The sequence below is a fragment of the Streptomyces sp. NPDC031274 genome, from assembly GCF_055570235.1.
This window is the reverse complement of the sequence record NZ_JBVIHP010000246.1, coordinates 1-1372: the sequence shown is the minus strand read 5'-3', so window position 1 is coordinate 1372 and position 1372 is coordinate 1. Positions and strand designations below refer to the sequence as shown.

Below are 1372 nucleotides of genomic sequence, written 5' to 3'. Positions count from 1 at the left end.
GGACATGGCCGACCCGACGTACTTCCCGGATCTGATCGCGGTGACACACCTCATCCAAGTGACGTGGCCACAGGGGGCCGCCTTCCTTCCCTCCTCCTCCCTGATCGATCTCGTCGAAGCAGACGCGCAGCAGCCCGCGGCGCGCACCACCGGCACGCGTGTGGACATGCGCCACATGAGTCCCCTCTCGGTCAAAGCACCGCCGGACGACCCGCTGATGTGCGCGGCGCTGCTTCTGGCCGCGGACTCCCTGCTGGGCGACCGCGAACTCGCGTCCCTGCGGCTGCGCATCCAGCCCCTGACTCGCCAGGCACTCGAGCATGCCAACTCCTATACGTTGAGCCTCTTTCGGCGCAGTGCCATCTCCACGACACTCGCGCGTGCAGGTGCGCGGCGCATCCATGCGCGGCCGGCAGCGGCAGAGAGTCCGACGGTGCCAGGCACGCATCGCTTCCGGCTGGAGGAGATTCCGGCGTTCCTTCCACAGGCGTGGTTCGAGCGGCACTTCGGCACGCTCGTGCAGCAACTCCCGTACACAGACTGGCAAACCGAACGCCTCTTGCGACGGGCGGCGTCCCTGCGGCTGGCCGAACTGATCTCGGGCGGTCGTTGGCGCGACTGCGCCGCGGACATCGGGCTGCCGGCCGGATGCGCCCGCAGCGCGCTCCAGCGCCTCGGCCGCCGACTGGACGAGGTCGGTCTCTGGCCGACTTTCGAGAAGGCGGTAGACGCCGTCGCGGAAGATCTCGATGTGGCGCCATACCGCGTCGACTACCGTAACCGCCGCCAGCTGATGACGAGTTGGCGAATGACTGCGGAAGACTGGACCGTACTGGCCGGAGGGATCCCCGGCCGCCTGAGGCGCCTCGCCGACGAGAGCGAGCGTCAGATCGGCACGCTATTTGTGTGGAGCGAGGTCACTCAGGGGGAACACACTCACAGCCCAGAGGTCACCGAGCTGCGGCAGCGGGGCGGCGACGCTCGTACGCTCGTCGGACGTGCGGGACACTTCCAGGCCAACGACAGGGAGGGAGCCTCTCTGCGGCTGCGCCGGAGGCTCTATCTCTACGCGGACCGACTTGCCATGACGTGCGACGAAGGCCGACCGCTGAGCGTCCCGGTGCACGATGTCGTCAGCGAGGAGAACGCCTCCGAAAGCGTGCCCCGCGCCCTGGCCCTGGCCGCCGAGTTCGAGGCCGAACTCGAACTATGGCGACGAGCCGTTCGCGACCGTGGTCGTAACATGCGCCGTAACCGACGCGCTGCACGGCGGAACGGCTGAGCGTCGCACGGACCGCTCGCGACGAGCCGGCCGCCGCGTCGCTCGTCGAGCTCACGGGGCTGCCCCTCCAATGAGCCCCTTTCAAGCTGG

At 68.6% G+C, this 1372-nt stretch carries 1 protein-coding gene; it reads left to right on the top strand.

The window, feature by feature from the left end; all coding sequences use genetic code 11:
• The coding region (locus ACZ5CR_RS45365) for a hypothetical protein (protein WP_468869581.1) at positions 1-1282 on the top strand (1282 nt) is incomplete at its 5' end.
• Between the last annotated feature and the right edge of the window lie 90 nt (positions 1283-1372).